Below are 19,759 nucleotides of genomic sequence, written 5' to 3' on the forward strand. Positions count from 1 at the left end.
CTTGCCGGGCGCACCGTGCTGACGGACGAGATCTAAGGCGACGGCTGGTTGCCAGGTGGCGTCTAGCCGGTGATGGGCGGTCAATCCCGTACAAGCGCCAGGCGTTCCGCTGTCCTGACAGGGTCCGTACAACGTCCTGACAACGCCCTGACAACGTCCGAACGGACCGTTGGACAGCCGGACAACGGGCCGACCACACGAGCAGGGGTCAGCCGCAGTGGCTCCAGCCGCTGGTCCACGAGGTGCCCGCGTAGGAGCCGCCCCACTGCACGCAGACGTTCGCCGCCCCGAGGGTGACCGGGCCGGCGTAGTACGTGAAGCTGCCCGGATTGCCGGCCGAGGAGCCGCCCTGCGCGGCCAGTGTCGCGTCCATCGCCACCTTGCCGCCCGGGTCGGTGGCCACGGTGGTGACGCAGTTCTGAGCGGTGGAGCCGTTGTACAGCAGGTAGACGACCGCGCCGCCGAGGGCGTGCGAGTCGATCACCTTGAAGCCGGTGCCGCAGATCGCGGTCGGGGTGTTCGGGTTGGTGCTGCCGGTGGTCGTGGGGGTGGTGTAGCCGACGATGGTGTAGCCGTCCGCGGGGTCCACGGTCCCGGGTACGCTGCCCACGCTCTTCTGGCCGGCCGAGATGGTGAGGGCGGCCACCCGGGAGCTGACCGCGAAGTCGGCCATCGAGCCGGTGCCCGGGGTCCCTCCCCAGTCGCCGTTGGCGGTGGTGATCGAACCGTCGGCGTTGACGGAGGTCACGATGGCGACGTGATGGATTTCGGTGTCGTTCACACTGCCGTAGACGACCGCGTCACCGGGCTGCGGCTGGTAGGAGGCCGAGGTGTGCAGGGTGCCGTTGTCCCGGCCGTAGGCGTAGAAGCCGGCAGCATCGGCATCCAACCCACCGGTGGAGAAGCCGGAGTTCTGCCAGACCCACTGCACGAAGTCGGCGCACCAGTACTCGGGACCTCCCGACCCCCCGCCGGAGCAGCTGGTTTCGAACTGCGCGCCACCGAGGCTGTTGTGGGTCGGGCTGTTCGCGCAGGTGCCGGCCGTCTTGTCGATGTTGGCGGCGGCGAGCGCAGCGGCGCCCGTGCCCGTGGCGGCGGAGGCGGTGGTGACGTGGGCGAGGTTCAGCAGAGCGAACACCACGGTTGCGACCGTGGCGCCGGCTATCCGCCGGACCAGGCCCGGAAGGTGACGGTGATTCACCATTCTCCTCGGGAGGGAAGGACAGGACATGGCGCGGCGCGGCCGGCGGTGCCGTCCGGCAGCCGACCGCGCCGCGCGGGACATTCTTCGCGCGCGCTGTAACTTCTCCGTCGCACCCGGCGGGCCGGATCAGCGGGCTGCGGCGGCATCGGGCGGAGGGGAACGCCGAAGCCCCGCCACCGGGCCGGACCGCTGTGGGGCGGGGTCCGGGTCCGGTGGCGGGGCCGTCGTCGGCGGGGGTCAGCCGCAGTGGCTCCAGGGGCTCTCGTACGAGCTCTGGTCGTTGTCGCTGAACCAGCCGTTCCACTTGACGCACTTGCCTGCGGCGTAGGCGTAGACCGGGCCGGCGTAGGACCCGTAGTAGCCGGTGTCGGACTTCTGGGCGCTGCCCTCGACGGTGAGGCCGGCCGACATGTGCACCGGGGTGCCCGCGTTCCCGCGGACGGTGACCACGCAGTTGTAGCCGTTGGAGCTGTTGTAGGTCAGGTAGACCCACACGTCGCGGTTGATGAGCTGTTCGGAGTCGACGACCTTGTAGCCGGGGCCGCAGACCTCCGCCGGCGAGGCGGCGAGCGCCGAGGCCTCAGGCGCGGTCATCACGGTGGCGGCTCCGGCCATCGCGAGGGCGCCGAGGACGGAGACGAGCTTCTTGCGCACGGAAAAAACCTCTCTTGCGCCGAACACCAGTGGTTCGACACGGTCGGAAATGCGGATCTGCCGGGCTCCGGCCGGCCCGCCGGAGGCGGGACGGGACCTCGGGGGCGTTCCCGCGGCCCGTCGAGGGGGCGGGACGCAGGGCTCTCAGCAGCCCCGGGTCCCGCTCGACACGGAGTACTCGTGGCCGGCCCAGTTGACGTAGCCGTAGGCGTAGACGCAGTGGTTCGCCGTGCCGGTCACGCCGACCGGTCCGGCGCTGTACGCGTACGAGCCCTTGTCGATGCGCGACGAGACGTCGACGGTGCAGCCGCCGCCCGTACCGGACCTCTGCAGGCACCGGTAGATCTCGACGCTGGTCGTCGCCGAGACGCCGTAGGACGCCCCGCGGTGGTAGAAGCAGGCGCTGTTGGTGCCGCCGTTGTCGCTGTTGTAGTAGATGACCAACTCGCCGATGACACTGCCGTTGTGCGAGACGCTCTGGTCGTACGTGACGGTGCCGGAGCAGGAGGTGGCGGCCTGCGCGGTGGAGGACGCGAACAGGCTGACACCGGCGAGCAGCGCCAGGCCGGCGAACGCCGCGAGGACTCGGCGGAGGACGTGCATACGGAACCCTGTCTGAGGCGGATCATCGATGGTCGGTCGAACGTCGACCATGCTGGCGCAGCCGCGTAACGCCGCCGTATCGCCCGAGGGCCTCGCCGCGGTCCCCCGGGGAGCGGCTGTTGCAGGCCGGCCGCCGACCCGCCGGGGCGGCCGCGCAGGGCTCGGACGGAGCCCGAGGCACCCGTCCGTCCACGCCCCGCCGCTGCGCCGACCCGGCCGCCCACTCCCCGCTGCCCTTCGCGGTCGAGCAGCCCACGGATCCTGCGGGATGCCGCGGGCTGTGGTCACGCGATTCCCCAGGTCCTGGCTGTGGGCGGGGTCTAGGCGGGGTAGCGGCAGGCGGTCCGTTCGGCCGTGCTCCGGTCGCCGTCGCCCAGCGAGAGTGGCTGTGCCTGGGTCGGAGTCGCAGGGGGGAGGGTCAGCGCGTCCAGCACATCGGTGGGACCGTCTCCGCCCAGGCAGGCGACGGCGACCAGCTGGATCGGGCTCTGATCGGCCGTCGGCTTCGCGATCCGCCAGGGGAGCACGAATCCGTCGACGCCGACGCCGATCAGGCCGAGCTGGTGCCAGCGCGGCACGGGCACGGCTTGGCCGCTGTCGGAGAAGTATCCGGCGAACCCCACGATGCCGAGGTAGGAACCGCTGGCGCGCAGTTCCACGGCCTCGGGATCGGATGGCCGTGGCACGACCGCCAGGGAGATCGACGAGGGAGCCGGGAACTCACCCGGGCAGCGGTCCGGCCGCAACTCCCACGGCGGATTGCCGTGCACCACCGCCGACGAGACCAGCCCGCCGCTGCCCAGTTTGAACCAGCGCACATCGGGAGTCCCGCCCGTCACGTCCAGCTCGGCGTCACCGATGCAGAAGCCGACGAACTGGACCGTGCACCCGGGCGGGATCTGGTCGATCACCGGTGCGCTGCGGCTGGCGCTGCTGCGGACCCGGGTGCTCCCGCTGTAGGTCAGGCCCTGGAACGTCGTTCCGCCGGCCGGGGCGGCCGGACAGCCGGCTCCGGAGACCGTGTGGGTGTCGCCGGACCCGCGCTTGAGACCCACGAGCAGGCCGGTCAGCACCAGCACCAGGGCGACGGCCATGGCGGGCAGCCACGCCCGCGACCGCCACAGGCGCCGATGCCGTGCTCCCGGCTCCTCGCCGTCGACCGGCTCGGGCTCGAAGCCCGGTTTCCGGAACGTGTCCACCACCGGGACGCGGTTCTCGGCGTCCGCCTCCGTCGGCTCGATCACCTCCGAGACGGTCAGTGCGGCCTGGACACTCGACTCCCGGGCCCGCACGTCGGCCCCGGCGCTGCCGGCGAGCCGCCGGTCGAGTGCGTACCAGCGCTTCTCCCAGAGCTTGACGTCGCCACCGCAGGCGCCGACATACGCCAGCGTCACGTCCAGGGTGGGCCTGCGCACGCCGCCGGCGGCGTCGCTCAGCGTCGTGGCACTGAAGCCCGCGGTTCCTGCGAGCGCCCGGTAGGTCGGGTTCCCGGCCGCTTGCCGCAGGCACCTCAACTCGTAGGCGAACGCCTGCAGTGGGCCGTCATCGGGGTCGAGTGGTCGTGGCCTAGGGGGCATCGGACTCCCCTTCGCCGCCCATGGTCGGTACGGACATCCCCGGAACCCCTTCAGCTCTGTTGCCGTCAGCCGTGACCGGTCTCGCTGCTGCGAACCCGTCGGCCCCACTGCTGACCTGCAGCAATGTGTAACGCGCACCAGATGACTGATCATCAGATTGTTGCACAGGGGGTGGATGTACTGAAGACCGGGAACGCACGGGGGCGCCGCCCCGGGACCAGAGGTGTCCCGGGGCGGCGCCCTGTGGGTGTCGCGGAGGTGTCCGGCGGATGCGGCCGATCAGGTCCAGCAGTAGTTGAGGTTGCCGGTCCCCTGGGAGGTGCCGGTGGACCAGGTGGCAGTGCCGCTGGTGTTGAGGAAGACCAGGTTGCCGTCGTTCCGGAGCTCGGCGTGGCCGCCGGGCGCCGGGTTGAGCGCGCCCAGGGTGCAGACGATGCCGCCGGAGGAGTTGAGGAGCTTGACGTATCCGGACCGCGACCAGTCGACCCGCACGACGCCGTCGCCCTTGGTCCCCGAAGCCCAGACCGGGTAGCTGTCGGCTCCGGTGAACTTGTAGAGCACCAGGTTGCCGTCGGACTGGAAGACCAACTGCGACATGCCGTTGTCCGCCCCCACGCCGGCACCGGCGGTCCAGTCGGACTGGGAGAGCGTGAAGTTCGCGACGAAGGCGGCGGCCGACGCGGTGGTGGCGGTCAGACCGATCGCGCTGGCGATCGCCGTGCCTACGAAGGCGGCGCGCACAAGGCGCCTGCGGGCCGTGGAGCGACCGGACTTGCTGGGTGTCACGAGGGTCCTTCCGAAAGGCGGCCGCGCAACGGCGTGGCGCGGCGGAGGTTGTGGGTGTCGCGATGCTTCGGGTCGATCACCCTGCCGTCGGGCTGGAACGTCAGCCTCGCGTCGGCAGAGCTCCGGCCCGGAATCGGCGGCACCGGTCCACTTCGGGAACCACCCTAGGAAGGGCGCGTATCAGCCGGATAACCCCGCTGTCACACCGCCACGGGCCCGGTGCCGAACCCGACAGGGACGCTGGACCTCGCCCCGGAGACGGCCCCCGAGTTGGCGCTCCCGGCGAGGTGGGTGGAAGTCTGGGCCGGTGGACCACATGATCACTGCCGCCCTGCGGCGCGCGGCCGGGCACCGGCGCCGGTTCGACGCCCGGTTCGCGGCGTACTTCGACACCCTGACCGACCCCGCGGGCGGAGCCCTCGACGGGCCGCAGCACGGACGGTTTCCCGCGCGCGCACTCGACCTGCTGCGCGACATGTCACTGCGCGGCGGCAAACGCCTCCGGGTGGCGGTCCTCCACGAGGCCGCCGCGCTGATCACCGACCAACCGGTGCCGGGCCTGGAGGAAGCCGCCATCAGCCTCGAACTGCTCCAGACCCACGGCTTGATCCACGACGACATCATCGACGGCTCGGCCGTGCGCCGTGGCGCACCGTCAGTCCCGCAGACCTACCGCGCCGAGTACCCGGACCGGCCCGACACCGCCCTGGGCCTGGCCGTCCTCGCGGGCGACCTGGCCGCCTTCCTGTCGCTGCGCGTCCTGGTCACCTCCGACCTGCCACCCGGCCTCGCCGCAGCGATGGTCGCCGAGCAGGCCGACGTCGGCGCCACCACGGTCATCGGTCAGTTCCTCGACCTGGAACGCGACTTCGGCCCCGTCCCCGACCTCGACTTCCTGCACGCGGTCACCGAGTTCAAGACCACCCGCTACTCCATCCTGGCCCCGCTGCGCCTCGGGCTGCTCGCCGCCGAGGTCGACCCGGCCCCGTACGACCGCGAACTGCGCCGCTACTCCAGCGCGTTGGGGATCGCCAACATGCTTCGCGACGACTGGCTCGACCTGTTCGGCGACCCTGCCGTGGTCGGCAAGTCCCTCGGTTCCGACCTCCGCTCAGGCCGCCGCAGCTACGTCCTCCGCGCCCTGCTGGCCGCCGACACCGACGAGTCCGAGCGCAGGATCCTGGACGCCGCCCTGGGCGACCCGCAGGGCGACGACGACACCCTCGACCGCGTGCGCTCCATCGCACGGCGGCACGGCATCGACCGCGCGGTGCAGGCCGACGCCCACCGCTACGCGCGTGCGGCATCCGCCGTCGCAGGCTCCTGGCGCACCCGCTGGCGCGCGGACGCCGTGACCTTCTTCGAGCACATGCCGGCCTGGACCGCAGAGCGCGACCACTGAACGTGCATCGACCGGTTCGGCCAGGCTCCGCGGTGTCGGGAGCACTGCTCAGTTTCCGAGGCGTTCGATCACCTCGCGTGCGATGCCGACCTTGCACTTCTGGAAGGAGCTCAGCCTGTTCAGGGCCGGGGACTTCTCCTCGATCATGCGCGTCTGGATCTCGGCCTCGACGGCGCCCCACCTCTGCAGCAGATCTGCCTCGGTCTTGCAGTCCAGGTCGGCCAGGGCCACGGCCTTCTCACGCTCCGTCGGCGCCGCGGTGTCGAACGCCCGATCCCCCACGGAGGCCATCGGGTCCTGGTACCGGTAGCCCTGGCGTTCCATGCAGGCCGACCACGTCCGGAAGGCGGCTACGACCGTCGCGTCCTGCCGGGACTGCTTGAAGCTCTCCTTGTCGATGGCCGCCGCGGCGGCGATGTCGGACTCAGGGCGCGGTCCGCCGTCCAGCCGGGCCTCGGCATCCCCGTAGCAGCCGCCTGGTGGAATCGGGCGGCCGTCGGGGCTCGTGGACTGCGGTACTCCCGCACGAGTCGCTCCGAACAGGATCGCTTCCTGCGCCTCGGTGGGCTGCTTGGCGACGCCCGCCCCACCGGCCGGTGGCGGGAGGTGGTAGCCGAGGTCGCGGGCGACCCCGCGGTCCGCTATCCCGTAGCGCCTGGAGGATTCGGCAACCAGCGGCGGGCGCTCCGGTATCCGGTAGTCCAGACCGAAGCCTCCCAGGCACTCGTTCGCCAGGAGGACCTTGGCCCGGTCGACCGCGCTGGACTCCTCGGCCGTGAGAGCGAACCTCTCGATGGGCATGGCACCGCGCCCCGAGGCCCCGGCCGAGGGAGGAACGTCCACCCTCCGCCCGCCGGGCTCACCACCGGTCCGGTCCTTGGTCGCCGAACAGGCGGCCGTCGCCATGAGCGCGGCCGCGACGAACACAAGAGCGCGCGATGCCCCGGTCGGCAAGCCCTGTCTCCCCACAGTCATCCCCTTCTCTCCACAAGGAACATGGCGGCCGCGTGGGTGCGCGGCCGCCACGAATTCATGACTCCGATCAACCGAAGTTGACGCAGCCCTGGTTGACCGGAACGTTCCGGAAGTACACCGACGCGTTCTCGTTGTACGTGTTCGAGAGCTGCCAGGCGACCGGGTACTCGGTCCTGTGGAACTTGTCGCAGGGGCCGGCGTAGCCGCTGTTGAAGTAAATCGTCACGCTGGCGTCGATGCCCCAGACCCGGGCCTTCGCCGAGGCTGCGTTGTTCTTCAGGCTCTCCCCCTGCCCGGCGCCGTCGCTCTGGAAGGTGTACCCCGCCAGGTCGTACACGCCCTCGCCACCGTTGGGGGTGCCGGACTCAAGGGTCGTGTGCGAGCCGCCGTAGCCGGTGTTGTAGTAGAGGACCAGGCACTGGGCGTCACAGTCACCGACGTTGTACGAGCCGGTCGATATTCCTGCGCTCGCCGGAGAAGCTACGGCAAGGGTACCGACGACGACTGACACCGCCATTGACGCAGTGACAAGTGCCTTACGAGCAAAGAGCATTGACTTTCCCATGTTCTTGATCATTTTCGGGTGGCCCGAGCGTACCCAGTGGCGACGTGTGCCATCCACCGGAGCGGCCAGGGCCGTTGGGCACAATTCGGAACAGAACTTCTCCGGGCAGGCCCGGGGCAGTGCCGGAATTTCTCCCCCACCGTCTCCCCGGACGTCTTGCCGAACCGGACGTGCGGCTCTCCCCCGGCTCCGCAGCGGTCAGCCGCAGTGGACGTTCTCGCGGTAGACGTAGACGGTCTCGATCTCGCCGCCCCAGTCGATGCAGGTGCCGGCCGCGGAGACGTACACCGGGCCCGCGTAGGTGGTGAACTGGCCGTAGTTGCCGATCCAGTCCGGCGAGCCGGACACCCGGACCAGTGCGTTCATGTACAGCCGGGCGCCCGGGTTGTCGCGCACGTTCACGACGCAGTTCTTGCCGGTGGACCGGCTGTAGGTGAGGTAGATGGTCCCGTGGTCGCCGACCTCCAGGGCGTCGACGACGGTGTAGCCGCTCCCGCAGGCGCCGTTGTAGACGGCGGCCTCGGCCGAGCCGGGCACGAGGACCACTCCGGCCAGGGCGGCGGTCGCGAGCGCGACGGCGGTGGTGGCACGGTGGACGAGCTGGCGCATGAGAACTCCTCGCACGGGGCCGCGTCCGTGCGGCGCCCGGGCTCGGGCGGTGGCGCGACCTGCGCCGCGACGCTAATCGACCATGATCGCGTGCAGGTATCGCGGGGGTATCGCGTACCAGCACCGGCCATCCGGCCGCCTCGCCCCGTGCCCGGGCTGACGCCGAGTCACTTGAGGGCTGTAGGAACGGGCATCGCGCGCCCTCCCCACCCACCTTCCATCGCGCGGTCGGGGATGTCTGCGGCGAACCGCCCTGACCGGCACGGACGGTGGCCAGGCACTCGGGCGGCCGGCGCCGCCGGGTATCACGGGGCTGAGACCACTGCGATACCTCCGCGCACCACGATGGCGTCACAGGCCGAGGGCTCACCCGACGGCCCACTGCCAACGGACCGGAAGAGGACGCAGGACGAGATGCGGAAGATGTGCAAGCACCTGGCCAGGAGTGCAACGGTGACCGCGACCGAGGCCGTCGGCGTATGACTTCCGCCGTGCATCAGCGATTGACCGGCAGAGGTGTGGGAGTGGGCCTGGCCGGGCTCATCTGCCTTGCCCTGGCAGGTTGTTCGCCGTCCGGGGGTCCAGCCGCCGAGGCGGTGCCGACCACGCAGCTCCCGTCCGCGCAGTCCCCGTCCGCGCAGTCCCCGTCCGCGCTCCCGGCGAGTGCCGATCCGCATCTTCCGATCGAGACGTATCTCTTCTCCGAGGCGGAGACGGAGAAGCTGGCCAGGGCGGGAGCCGTGCTGCGCAAGGCGTGCCTGCAGCGGTTCGGTCTCGACTACGACACCGGCCCCGCCGGCCCGCCGACCGGACCGCGCACGTTCATGGACCGCCGGTACGGCGTGACGGACCAGGCCGAGGCGGCGGCCAACGGCTACCATCTCGGCGACCGCGACCCGCGCACCCACCCGGTCCACCCGCCGCAGTTCTCCCCCGAGCAGCAGCAGGTGCTCACCGGGCACCTCCCGGGGAAGACCGGTACGGACGACACGAAGCTCCAGGTCAACGGCCTACCGGTACCCCCCGGAGGCTGCTACGACGAGGCGAAGCGGGGCCTGGCCGGCTCGGGGGACCTGGGCCCGAGCGACGTGGCCCAGCAGGCCGACTTCCAGACCTTCAAGGCCAGTCTGTCGGTGCCGCAGGTCACCCAGGCATTCGAGGCGTGGTCCGGCTGCATGAAGGACAGGGGCTACTCCTACCCCAACCCGATGGATGCCATCAGCGACCCCCGCTTCCTGGCGGACTCACCCACACCGCTGGAGCTCCAGGTGGCGACGGCAGACGTGACCTGCAAGCAGCAAGTGGCCCTGACCGACACCTGGTTCGCGGTCGAGACTTCCTTGCAGAAGGAATTGATCGCACGGCAACAGGCGGACTTCACGGCGGCGTCCGCGGCGAAGAACGAACAACTCGCCAAGGCCGACGCCGTGCTGCGCGATCAGTGAAGTAGTGGGCCGACACTTTTCCCCGTCCGGGCGCGCCCACCAATCCCCAGGCATAACAAGGGGATTGCCCACGCCTGGCACGTCCACCAAGAGAGGACCCAAAGAAATGAAGCGTACCCTCAGGCTCACCGCAGCAGCCCTGGGCGCTGTCCTGCTCGTCCCCATCCTCGCCACCACCGCGCAGGCCGACGCGAGCGACTGCGAGGAGAACACCTTCTGTTTCTTCTACAACTCGAACGAGCAGGGCTCCCACACCGCCCTGCGAGTGCGGGACGTGCCCGACCTTGCCGGGTACACCTTCGCCAGCCCCGGCAACGGCCAGGGGCAGCGGCTCAAGAACAACGCCGCATCGGCTGTCTCCAACGTGTGCATGACGGTCACGGTGTTCTACAACTCCAACTACGGTGGCCCGCGCGACGCGTTCAACTACCGCAACTCCGGGAACCTGGTCAACACGTACAACGAGAACGCCTCGGTGATATTCGCCAAGGACTGCTGAGCCTCCCCCACCTGCACCCGGGCCCCGGTACGCGCTCTCGCGTACCGGGGCCCGGCTTTGGCGAAGACTGCGGCAAGCGCGCGAAATCGAGTCCTTCGCCGCACGCTTGATTTACCCTCAGATCCGGAGCGGCACCACTCACGCAGCGAAGCAGCAAGCAGGCTCTCGCCCGGGTGGGCGTCGGCGTCCAGATCGACGACGACTCGGCACAGCAGCTCGATTCTCACTGCGGCTGAGGTCGTGGAGGTTCGTCGACGTAGGTCGATCTGACGGTGGGTGAGGTTGTCGGCCCGGGCCTACCGGCCTGGCTCGGCTACCAACTGCTGACCGGCGCACCGCTGTTCGGCCGAGCCCCGGCGGTCCCGGCGGTGCGGCGGAGGCGCTGGGACCAGGAGCCGTGAGCCTGCCCCCGTGGGTGAGCTCGGTCGCCCCGGCCACGCTCACCGTTCCCCCCGGTCCGGGCCGTCACCAGTCAGGCGCGTATGCCCTTGGTGCGGCCAGGACCCGGGGAACGGTCACGCCTCCACCGGTGCGGAGACCTCGCCGGTGCGCCGGAGCTTCTGCCAGCGCAGTCGGCCGCCGGTCAGCGCGGTGATGGCGGACTGCAGCAGGACGATGTACATCAGCTGCCGGTAGACCAGTTGCTGGGTCGGCAGGCTGATAAGGTGCCAGGGCTTCTCGTGGTCCAGCCGGAAGGCGTACCAGGACAGCACGCCCTGGACCGCCAGGAAGCCGCCGAAGCTGGTGAGGGTCAGCCCGGCGTCCGCGAACAGCACGCCGTAGATCAGGAAGATGTCGACCAGCGGGGCCAGCAGCGGGGCGACCACGCCGAACAGCACGACGAGCGGCAGGCCGCGGCGGCCGAACCGCCCGGCCGGCCCACGGGCGACGACGGTGCGGCGGTGCTTCCACATCGCCTGCATCGAGCCGTAGCTCCAGCGGTACCGCTGGGACCAGAGCTGCTGGAGGCTGGCGGGAGCCTCCGTCCAGGCGCGGGCGCGCTCGGCGTAGACGATCCGCCAGCCTTCGCTGAGCACCGCCATGGTGATGTCGGTGTCCTCGGCGAGGGTGTCGTCGCTCATCCCGCCGACCGCCTGCAGGGCCTCCTTGCGGAAGGCGCCGACCGCGCCGGGGATGGTCGGGATGATGCCGAGCATGTCGTACATCCGGCGGTCCAGGTTGTGGCCGAGGACGTACTCGATGTGCTGCCAGGCCCCGATCAGGGTGTCGCGGTTGCCGACCTTGGCGTTGCCCGAGACCGCGCCGATCCCGGGGTCGGCGAAGGGCTGGACGAGTTCGCGCACGGTGGCCGGCTCGAAGACGGTGTCGCCGTCCATCATCACGACGATGTCGTGCGAGGCGGCCGCGATGCCGACGTTCAGGGCGCTGGACTTGCCGCCGTTGACCTTGCGGATCAGCCGGACGAACGGGAGGTTCATCTCCTCGACGATGTCCGCGGTGCCGTCCGAGGAGCCGTCGTCGATGACGATGACCTCGATCGGGTAGTCACTGGCGGCCAGCGAGTTGAGGGTGTTGGCGATGCACTCGCGCTCGTTGTAGGCCGGCACGAGCACGGTGACCGGACGGGTGACGGGCTCGCCCCAGGCGTCCTGCCGCCGGGAGCGGCGGGCGTGGATCGGCGCGAGGACCAGCATCAGCGCGAACCGGCCGAAGTTCAGGAAGCCGACCACGGCCAACAGCCCGATCAGCGCCGGCAGGGTGTGCAGGGACAGCTGGGTGGCCCAGATGTAGCCCTTGCCCGCCCACAGTTGGAAACCGCTCACGGGCGTGGTGGCACTGCCGGCGCCGAGCGCCTCGGAGATGGTGGTGAAGCGGTAGCCGTCGGCCTGCAGCTTGTCGATGAGCACGCCGAGCGCCTCGACGGTCTGGGAGCGGTCGCCACCGGCGTCGTGCAGCAGGATCAGCTCGCCCGCGCCGGGGACGGCCGGCACCGCCTCGTTGACGATGGCGTCCACCCCCGGACGCTTCCAGTCGTCGGTGTCGTGGTCGATGAAGGCGGTGACGTAGCCGCGGGCACCCAGGTACTGGATCACCGGGTAGCTCCAGTCGTCCAGGGCGGCCGAGTTGGAGGAGTACGGCGGGCGGAACAGCGAGCTGTGCACCCCGGCGACACCGGCCAGCGCCAGTTGGGTCTGGGCCATCTCCCAGCTGATCCGGGCGTGCGACTGGAAGGCGAAGTCGGGGTGGGTGAAGCTGTGCAGGCCGATCTCGTGGCCGTCCGCCACGATCCTGCGGATCAGGTCCGGGTGACGGGCGGTCATGGCGCCGGTCACGAAGAAGTCGGCGCGGACCTTGCGGGACTCGAGGATCTCCAGGATCCGCGGGGTCCACTCGTCCGAGGGGCCGTCGTCGAAGCTCAGGACCACGGTGCGGTCCGGGATGCTGTAGCTCACCGGGTGGTCGTTGTTGCTGCCGCGCGCGTCGATGATCGGGCCGCCCGTGAGCAGGTTCTCCGGCACGATCGTCTTGTCGGCCGAGTCGGCGACCCGGGTGTCGTGGAACACCTCGTTGGTCGCCAGGCCGCGCAGGACCAGGAGCGCGAGCAGGCACGCCAACAGGGACAGTGGCATGAAGAAGCGCAGCGGAGGCGCGGCCAGTCGGCGCGGCCTGCGCGGGGACTGCCGGCGGCGCTGATGGCGGGACAATGGCGCTCCTGGAGATGGGTGGGGCGGCGGTTCAGGGGTGCTTGGTCGACTGGCCCGAAGGCGTCGCGCCACGCGGCGCGGTGGTCGTCGGCTTCGACGTGGTCTTCGTCGAAGGGGTCGCGGAGCGCGGAGGCGTCTTGGACGACGCCGACGGTGAAGGTGACGGGGTGGGCGACGGAACCGGTGACGGCGACGCCTCGGGGGTGGGCGACTGGGCGGGCGACTGCACGGGTATCCCCATCGCCGGGGCGTCCGCCTGCATGCCGACCAGGCTGCTGGCCATGACCACCGCCAGCAGTGCGCCGACCACCGAGACCGGCCAGCCGAAGCACCGCAGCAGCCGACCGCGCAGACCCGACCGGGACACGAACACCGGTGCGGGAGCGGCCTCTTCAAGACTTGATTCGTGCACGTCAGGCACCGGTGGGTACGCCGATCCGGGTTCGATGGGGGTGGTGACTGGGCGCACCTTGCGACGCCTTTCAAGCAGGGTACGTAGACCACGTGAGCGTAGAGCGAACGCTAGTGCACCACCTGGATCGAATTGGGCTCGATGGGGGGATTTGACCTGATCTGGCGAGGGGTTGTAATCGGATCGCAATGCCGGTAGGCGGGTGCCGGAAAGTAGGCATGCGTGCCGTTGACCTCGGACTCCGCCCCTCCGGATGCGGCGGGACGCACCTCGGACGGAGGCGCACCGGAGAGGCCAGCGGGCCGGAGGGGTCTGCGGGCCCCCGTTAGGATGACCCCCTCATCCGATCAGTGCGCAGGTGCGATCGGTACGCCCCGAGGAGCCCGCGTGAGTCAGCCCCGCCGCACCCGTCGTCACCGCGCGTCGAGCGTGCTGACCCTCCCGGTCCTGCTGGGCGTGCTCGCCGCCTGTTCGAGCGGTCCGGCGGCCGGTGGCGGCGACAGCCCCACCGCGACGGCGAAGAGCGGGTCCGCGACCAGCGCTTCGCCGACCCCGACCGGCCCGCCGGGGACCCTGTTCGACAGCTTCCGCTACGCCGGTCCGACCGACCCCGCGCTCACCGCGCACGGCTGGGAGATCCGCACCGGCGAGGGCGGCCCCGGGATCAAGGACTCCTGGTCCGACTCCGGCGCGAGCTTCCCCGCCGACACCACCGCCCAGGGGGGCCGGACCCTGCAGCTGCAGGCGTCCACCGACGGCACCCAGAAGGGCACCAGGCAGGTCGAGATCCAGAGCACCGGCAGCAAGCTCTTCAACGGCACCTTCGCCGCCCGGGTCTACCTCAGCGACAAGCCGGCCAACGGCAAGAACGGCGACCACGTCGTCCAGTCCTACTTCCCGATCTCCCCCGCGGACGACTCGGCGAACTACAGCGAGCTCGACTACGAGTACATGCCGAACGGCGGCTGGGGCACGCCGGGTCCGCAGCTCGACACCACCAGCTGGTTCAAGGCCGATCCGGCGGACCGGGTGACCAAGCCGCACAAGCAGCACTTCGAGGGCTGGCACATCATGATGGTCACCGCCGTGGACGGGAAGGCCACCTACTCGATCGACGGCAAGGAGCTGTTCACCAGCACCGGCAAGTACGTGCCGCGCGAGAAGATGGACGTCCACTTCAGCAACTGGTTCGTCGACCTGCTGCCGTCTCTCGGTGGACAGCGGACCTGGAACCTGAAGATCAACTGGTTCTACTACAAGGACGCCGCGGCCGTCTCCTACGCGGACGTCCAGAAGACCGTGGACGGCTTCTACGGCGCCGGCACCGACTTCGTGGACACCCTGCCGAAGCCCTGAGCCACGTCAGATGAGGCGGTCGCGGTGCCGGGCGGCGGTGGTCCGGACGAGGGTGGCGAAGGCTTCGCGGCTGAGCTCCTGCTGCCGTTCGGCCCGCTGGTTGTCCTCGTCCGAGCCGGTCGGCTCGTCCTCGTCCTGGTCGTCCTCGTCGTCGGATTCGACGTACTGGTCGTGCAGGAGCCAGCAGCCCTGGATGCCCGCGAGGAGGTCTTCGAGCAGGTCGCGGGCGGGCCGTTGGGGGTCGAGCGGGGTGATCCGCAGGCCCGCCAGCTCCATCTCCTCCTCGTCGTCGCCGTACTCGGCGAGCATCTCCTGCGCCTCCTCCAACTGCTCGCGGAAGGCGTCGGGGTCGGGCAGGATGCCGTCGGCGACGCGCATGGCGTGCCGGACCAGACCGGTGACCGCGTCGTAGGGGGAGGCGCCCTCGTCCAGGAGCTCCAGGACCAGCGTCGGTGTCTCGTGCGCCAACGACTCGATGTCGTCCGCCTCCTGGACCACCGCGGTCGGCGCGTGCCCGGAGACTCCCGAGGCGACCTCCGCCGCCGCCAGCAGCCAGTGCGCCGCCGCGACCGCCGCCGCCGTCGGGTCGACGTCGCAGAACAGCGCGGCCGGGCCGAACGGGTCCCGCTCCAGCAGGCGGTCGGCGGCCGCGACCTGCGCCGGGGAGGCGCCCTCACGGCTGAGCAGCACCGCCTGTTGGGCCCGGCCGGTCAGGTCGCCGAGCTCGGCCGCCTCCACCGCCGCCAGCTCCAGGACGGTCTCGGCGCGGACCGCCTCGGTCAACTCCGGTACGCCCAGGGCGAGGAGGGCCCGACCGACCCGGTTGGCGTTCTCCACCAGCGGGCTGTAGGCGACCACCATCGAACCGCCCTGCGGGACGTTCGGATCGGCCACGGCATGGGCGACCTCGTCGAACGCCTTGCGCTCCTGCTCCCTGCGCCACCCCTCGGTGTTGGGCTCCAACGACTCGGTGGCGCTGGCGGGGTGGGTGTAGGTGTGCCAGGCCGCCGCCGACAACTGGGTCAGCACGCTGGCCAGTCGGGTGAGCGCACCGACATCGGTGCCGGCCGGGAGGACGGCGATACGGGTGGCCAGATCGCCGGTCCCGCTCCCCCAGGTGGCGATCAGTTCGAGTCGCGCAGGGTCGACGCAGTACCGGGTCATCAGGGGACCACCTCCAGGCTCCGCACCGTCATATCACCTGACACGGAGTCCGGATGACCGGATCACCCGGACGGACTCAGCAGGCCGGACGGCCGGCGCGTGTCGCTGGGGCGGATTCCTCGGTCACCGGAGGGACCGTGCGTGGACGCAGGACCATCAGCGGGCCGTCCGAGGCCGCCACCATCGCGAAGGGGAACCGGTCGACCTCGAGGCAGAGCGCGACGTCGTCGGGGTGGACTCCCTCGCGCACCCCTTCCGCCAGTTCGGTGGCGGCCCGCGACTCGGCGGCGCGCCGGACGAAGCCGGCGACGTCGGTCCCGTCCTCGGTGGCCCGCCGGGCGATGTACTGGGCGCACGCCAGGTCCTCGTCGGCCTGCCCGTCCTCGCCGGTGACCACGAAGGTGACCGTGTCGCTCCCCCGCAGGACCCGCGCCGTCGCCTCCGCCACCACGAAGCTTGCGCACAGCACCAGCGACGCGTCCTTGACCGCGAGCGCGCCGACCGTGCCCGCCGTGGTCTTCTGCACCACGGTCCGCCCGCCGAGGTCGACCGACCGCAGCAGGCCCGGCGAGTTGACCAGGTCGAACCCGGGGGCGGCCGGGCCGTCCTTGAGCGCCACCCAGTCCGGGTGCTGCTCCTTGAGTGCCAGGGCCTCGTCCAGCGACCCGGCGAGCACGATCTTCTCCGCGCCCTGGGCGAAGGCCCAGGCCGCCACGGTGAAGGCCCGCATGACGTCGACCACCACCGCCACCGACGGGGCCTCGACCAGCTCGGGGATACCAACGAAGCGAGCGTCCATACCGATCATGATCGCGCATGCCCGCCCCCGGCCGCCCGGACAGTGACGCGCATCACTCCCGGCGGCTCGCGGTGCGTCGGCCCGTCCTAGGGCCCGTCGTCGAACTCCCGCCTGCCCCACGACGCCTGGCACGCACTCTCACTGCACCGGACGAAAGCCCAGGTGCGACCCGACGCGGGCTCCCGCCCGGCACGCCGAGAGCACGCACCGGACGCCGCAGGCCCGCCCTCCGGGCGACGACGGGAGTTCGACCACAGGCCCTAGCCGCCGATCACCTGGAGGGACCCCCACAGCGCCGCCGCCGCCAGGAGCAGCGAGGCGGGCACGGTCAGCAGTCCCAGCCGGCTGTACTCCCCGAGGTCCACCTCGGCGCCGTGCTCGCTCACGATCCGGCGCCACAGCAGTGTGGCCAGCGATCCGGCGTAGGTGAGGTTCGGTCCGATGTTCACCCCGAGCAGCACCGCGAGCACCGCGCCCGACCCGGCCGGGGCGGCGAGCGGGAGCAGTACCAGCACGGCGGGCAGGTTGTTGATCAGGTTCGCCAGCAGGGCGGCCAACGCCGCGAGCCCCAGCAGCGCCAACAGGCCGTCGCCGCCCGGCACGAGGTGTCCGAGCGCGTCGGCGAGCCCGTTGTCGACCACCGCGCGGACCACGATCCCCAGCCCCAGGACGAAGGCGAGGAACGGCACGCTCGCGGCGCGGATGATCGTCACCGGACCGGTCCGGCGCTGGGCCAGGGCACGGGCGGCGAGCACCAGGGCCCCGGCCAGCGCCGCCCACGCCGGGCTGATGCCGACCGCGGAGGCGACGACGAAGCCCGCGAGCGTACCCGCCACGGTGACCAGGGCGAACAGCGGCAGCTCGGGGGCCCCGGTGGCGGGCGGGGCCTCGGCCCCGGCGGCCAGGTCGGCGGCGAAGAACCGGCGGAGGACCAGGTACTCGACGCCGATCGCCACCAGCCACGGCAGCGCCATCAGCGCCGCGAACCGGGTGAAGCTCAACCCGCTGGCCGCGAACGCCAGCAGGTTGGTCAGGTTGGAGACCGGCAGCAGCAGCGAGGCGCTGTTCGACAGGTGCGTGCAGGCGTAGACGTGCGGCTTCGGCCGGGCCCCCAGCCGGGCGGCGGTGGCGAACACCACCGGCGTGAGCAGCACCACGGTGGCGTCCAGGCTGAGCACCGCCGTGATCACCGAGGCGACCGCGAACACCTGCACCAGCAGCCGTCCCGGCCGGCCCGCCGCCGTGCGGGCCATCCACGCCCCACAGGCCTGGAACAGCCCCTCGTCGTCGCAGAGTTGGGCGAGCACCAGCACCGCCGCGAGGAAGCCGATCACCGGCCCCAGCCGCTCCGCCTCCGCCCGGGCGTGGTCGAGCGGGATGGCGCCGGTGACGATCACCAGACCGGCGGCCGGCACGGCGGCCACCGCCTCGGGCCAGCCCCACGGCCGCACGACCGCACAGCCCAGGACGAGGAGGAGCAGGGTGACCGACAGGATCTCGGCGAACAGCGGGTTCAGGGCCGGGTCCTTCCAGGAGAGGTGACGGCAGTGCGACGGGGCATCGTACCGGGCGGCGTGCGAACCCGAGTCGGCTCCAGTCGGATTCCCGGCGGTCCGCCCGCAGGACACCAGGGGGTACGAAGACCGTACACGGACGGGAAATCGTCCACCCGCCGGCGAATTGCCCGGAGGGCATTCCGATGGACCGCCCTGTCCCGTCCACCGGGCCTGGCAACGTGGGAGAAGTTCCCGGCTGCCGGCCCGTGTCAGAGTGACTGCGGCCATGCAGAATCGGCGCCGAGCCGAATGAGGGCCGCCCCATTTTCGTGTCTCTGCCATCGTATTCCGAGGAGCACAGATGACGACCATCGAGGCGCCGACGAGCGCTCAGCTCGTCCGCCGGGCCACCGAGTTGATCCCCTTGATCCGCCGGCACGCGGCCTGGCAGGAGGAGCACCGGGCACTGCACCCGGAGGTGCTCCGGGGGGTGGCCGAGGCCGGGCTGATGAAGATGCGGGTGCCGGCCCGGTACGGCGGCTTCGAGTCGGACGTCCGGACGGTGTGCGAGGTGATCTCCGAACTCGCCCGGGGCGACGGCTCGGTGGGCTGGACGGTGAGCACGATGACGATCAGCTCCTGGCTGGCCGGGCTGCTCCCGGACCAGGTGCAGGACGAGATCTTCGCCGACCCCGACGTCCGGATCGGCAGCAGCGTCAGCCCGAACGGCATGGCCGTGCCGGCCGAGGGCGGGGTGGTGCTGAACGGGCGCTGGCCGTTCAGCACCGGGGTGCTGCACAGTCAGTGGTTCATCCACTCGGCCGTACTGGCGGGCCCGGACGAGGAGTTCACCCCCGTGATGCTCGCCGTCCCGACGGCGGAGCTGACCGTCGTCGACGACTGGCACACCGTGGGCCTGCGCGGCACCGGCAGCGTGACGACCGTGGCGGAGGACCTGTTCGTCCCGGAGGGGCGGATCCTGCCGATGATCCCCCTGGTGCTGGAGAACCGGCACCGCTCCGAGCTGAACGCCGGGTCCCTGATGTGGCAGGCGCCGTTCTCGCCGATCACCGCCGCCGGTGCCGCCGCCGTGCCGCTGGGCATGGCGAAGGCGGCCCGGGAGGCGTTCTTCGAGAAGCTGCCGAGCCGCAAGATCGCCTACACGCACTACGAGCACCAGGCCGAGGCCCCGCTCACCCACCTCCAGGTGGCCGAGGCGGCGATGAAGATCGACGAGGCCGAGTTCCACGTCCGCCGCGCCGCCGACCAGGTGGACGGCAAGGTCCGCCACGGCGAGGACTGGTCGATCGAGGAGCGCGCCCTGGCCCGGATGGAGATGGGCGCGGCCACCCGGCGGGCCAAGGAGGCGGTGGACGTGCTCAACACCGCCGCCGGCGGCTCGTCCATCTACTCCGACCAGCCGATGCAGCGGATCGAGCGCGACATCCAGACCATCAGCCTGCACGGCGTCCTGCACCCGGACACCAACCTGGAGCTGTACGGGCGGGTGCTGTGCGGGCTGGAGCCCGGCACGCACCTGATCTGAG

General features: G+C 71.0%; 19 protein-coding genes. 6 read left to right on the plus strand and 13 right to left on the minus strand.

The genetic code is table 11. The annotated features are described in order from the left end of the window. Window positions 1-208 precede the first annotated feature (208 nt). From ACIRPK_RS29165 to ACIRPK_RS29185, 5 genes are all read right to left on the minus strand, one after another. Complete coding sequence (locus ACIRPK_RS29165) at window positions 209-1,141, minus strand: CHAP domain-containing protein (protein WP_403043736.1); 933 nt, start codon at window positions 1,139-1,141, stop codon at window positions 209-211. A gap of 300 nt (window positions 1,142-1,441) precedes the next feature. Continuing rightward, complete coding sequence (locus ACIRPK_RS29170; protein WP_403043738.1) at window positions 1,442-1,858, minus strand: acetyltransferase; 417 nt, start codon at window positions 1,856-1,858, stop codon at window positions 1,442-1,444. Window positions 1,859-2,002: 144 nt separating this feature from the next. Then, complete coding sequence (locus ACIRPK_RS29175) at window positions 2,003-2,461, minus strand: hypothetical protein (RefSeq protein WP_403043740.1); 459 nt, start codon at window positions 2,459-2,461, stop codon at window positions 2,003-2,005. Window positions 2,462-2,781: 320 nt separating this feature from the next. After that, complete coding sequence (locus tag ACIRPK_RS29180) at window positions 2,782-4,038, minus strand: hypothetical protein (protein WP_403043743.1); 1,257 nt, start codon at window positions 4,036-4,038, stop codon at window positions 2,782-2,784. Window positions 4,039-4,317: 279 nt separating this feature from the next. Next, window positions 4,318-4,824, minus strand: coding sequence for a hypothetical protein (locus ACIRPK_RS29185; protein ID WP_403043746.1), 507 nt, complete (start codon window positions 4,822-4,824; stop codon window positions 4,318-4,320). Window positions 4,825-5,140: 316 nt separating this feature from the next. Here ACIRPK_RS29185 and ACIRPK_RS29190 point away from each other — a divergent pair, with 316 nt between their 5' ends. After that, on the plus strand, window positions 5,141-6,226 hold the full coding sequence (locus ACIRPK_RS29190) for a polyprenyl synthetase family protein (RefSeq protein ID WP_403043749.1): 1,086 nt from the start codon (window positions 5,141-5,143) through the stop codon (window positions 6,224-6,226). A 48-nt stretch (window positions 6,227-6,274) separates the two neighbouring features. On the opposite strand, the gene ACIRPK_RS29195 is transcribed toward ACIRPK_RS29190, so the two are convergent. From ACIRPK_RS29195 to ACIRPK_RS29205, 3 genes are all read right to left on the minus strand, one after another. Continuing rightward, window positions 6,275-7,027, minus strand: a complete 753-nt coding sequence (locus tag ACIRPK_RS29195; RefSeq protein ID WP_403043752.1) for a hypothetical protein — start codon at window positions 7,025-7,027, stop codon at window positions 6,275-6,277. 241 nt (window positions 7,028-7,268) lie between these two features. Then, window positions 7,269-7,718, minus strand: coding sequence for a hypothetical protein (locus tag ACIRPK_RS29200; RefSeq protein WP_403043754.1), 450 nt, complete (start codon window positions 7,716-7,718; stop codon window positions 7,269-7,271). A 246-nt stretch (window positions 7,719-7,964) separates the two neighbouring features. Continuing rightward, window positions 7,965-8,375: a spore-associated protein A gene (locus ACIRPK_RS29205; protein ID WP_403043757.1), complete on the minus strand. Its 411-nt coding sequence runs from the start codon at window positions 8,373-8,375 to the stop codon at window positions 7,965-7,967. Window positions 8,376-8,971: 596 nt separating this feature from the next. Here ACIRPK_RS29205 and ACIRPK_RS29210 point away from each other — a divergent pair. The 3 genes from ACIRPK_RS29210 (at window position 8,972) to ACIRPK_RS29220 (ending at window position 10,720) form a co-directional block, all read left to right on the plus strand. Beyond that, entirely contained in the window at window positions 8,972-9,820 is an 849-nt protein-coding gene (locus ACIRPK_RS29210; protein ID WP_403043760.1) for a hypothetical protein, read from the plus strand. A 106-nt stretch (window positions 9,821-9,926) separates the two neighbouring features. Further along, the gene (locus tag ACIRPK_RS29215) at window positions 9,927-10,319 is read left to right on the plus strand and encodes a peptidase inhibitor family I36 protein (RefSeq protein WP_403043762.1); all 393 of its coding nucleotides are present in this window, start codon (window positions 9,927-9,929) and stop codon (window positions 10,317-10,319) included. A gap of 272 nt (window positions 10,320-10,591) precedes the next feature. Then, entirely contained in the window at window positions 10,592-10,720 is a 129-nt protein-coding gene (locus ACIRPK_RS29220; protein ID WP_403043765.1) for a hypothetical protein, read from the plus strand. 114 nt (window positions 10,721-10,834) lie between these two features. On the opposite strand, the gene ACIRPK_RS29225 is transcribed toward ACIRPK_RS29220, so the two are convergent. Further along, on the minus strand, window positions 10,835-12,985 hold the full coding sequence (locus tag ACIRPK_RS29225; RefSeq protein ID WP_403043768.1) for a bifunctional polysaccharide deacetylase/glycosyltransferase family 2 protein: 2,151 nt from the start codon (window positions 12,983-12,985) through the stop codon (window positions 10,835-10,837). A 31-nt stretch (window positions 12,986-13,016) separates the two neighbouring features. After that, entirely contained in the window at window positions 13,017-13,397 is a 381-nt protein-coding gene (locus ACIRPK_RS29230; protein ID WP_403043771.1) for a hypothetical protein, read from the minus strand. Between the two features lie 387 nt (window positions 13,398-13,784). Here ACIRPK_RS29230 and ACIRPK_RS29235 point away from each other — a divergent pair, with 387 nt between their 5' ends. Beyond that, a complete protein-coding gene (locus ACIRPK_RS29235; RefSeq protein WP_403043774.1) occupies window positions 13,785-14,753 on the plus strand; it encodes a glycoside hydrolase family 16 protein in 969 nt (322 codons plus the stop codon). Window positions 14,754-14,759: 6 nt separating this feature from the next. Here the strand turns inward: ACIRPK_RS29235 and ACIRPK_RS29240 are convergent, their stop codons facing one another. The 3 genes from ACIRPK_RS29240 to ACIRPK_RS29250 all read right to left on the minus strand — a co-directional run bounded on the left by ACIRPK_RS29240 (window position 14,760) and on the right by ACIRPK_RS29250 (window position 18,233). Further along, a complete protein-coding gene (locus tag ACIRPK_RS29240) occupies window positions 14,760-15,917 on the minus strand; it encodes a hypothetical protein (RefSeq protein ID WP_403043777.1) in 1,158 nt (385 codons plus the stop codon). 76 nt (window positions 15,918-15,993) lie between these two features. Next, complete coding sequence (locus ACIRPK_RS29245; protein ID WP_403043780.1) at window positions 15,994-16,716, minus strand: 2-phosphosulfolactate phosphatase; 723 nt, start codon at window positions 16,714-16,716, stop codon at window positions 15,994-15,996. Between the two features lie 260 nt (window positions 16,717-16,976). Beyond that, the gene (locus tag ACIRPK_RS29250; RefSeq protein ID WP_403043853.1) at window positions 16,977-18,233 is read right to left on the minus strand and encodes an SLC13 family permease; all 1,257 of its coding nucleotides are present in this window, start codon (window positions 18,231-18,233) and stop codon (window positions 16,977-16,979) included. Window positions 18,234-18,573: 340 nt separating this feature from the next. Between ACIRPK_RS29250 and ACIRPK_RS29255 the strand changes: the two genes are divergently transcribed. Continuing rightward, window positions 18,574-19,758: an acyl-CoA dehydrogenase family protein gene (locus ACIRPK_RS29255; protein WP_403043783.1), complete on the plus strand. Its 1,185-nt coding sequence runs from the start codon at window positions 18,574-18,576 to the stop codon at window positions 19,756-19,758. The last annotated feature ends 1 nt before the right edge of the window (window position 19,759 follow it).

Source organism: Kitasatospora sp. NPDC101801 (assembly GCF_044766665.1).
Taxonomy (GTDB): Bacteria; Actinomycetota; Actinomycetes; order Streptomycetales; family Streptomycetaceae; genus Kitasatospora.